Origin of the sequence: Cupriavidus sp. SIMBA_020 (assembly GCF_046535395.1) — a bacterium.
Classification (GTDB): domain Bacteria; phylum Pseudomonadota; class Gammaproteobacteria; order Burkholderiales; family Burkholderiaceae; genus Cupriavidus; species Cupriavidus campinensis.
Genome location: NZ_JAWRWU010001436.1, coordinates 1 through 244 on the forward strand (window position 1 = coordinate 1; position 244 = coordinate 244).

General features: G+C 67.6%; 1 pseudogene. It reads right to left on the reverse strand.

From position 1 onward, the window contains the following. Window positions 1-244, reverse strand: a pseudogene (locus SB751_RS34295) (MFS transporter); the annotation flags it as partial.

Consider the following 244-nt stretch of genomic DNA (forward strand, 5'->3'; position numbering starts at 1 on the left):
TGCGGCAGCCACTGGGCCGATGTGCCGCGCAGGGTGGATTCGACGCCGCTGAAGTAGCTGTGGTTGACCATGGTGCCGACGACGGCGGTGCCGAGCATGCCGCCGATCATGCGCAGGGATTGCAGCAGGGCCGTGGCGATGCCCAGGTGGGTGCGGCCGGCGGTCTGCTGGGCGAAGACGGTGAGGTTGGGCATGATGAAGCCCATGCCCAGGCCGGCCATCATCATGTAGCCGGCAATCAGCC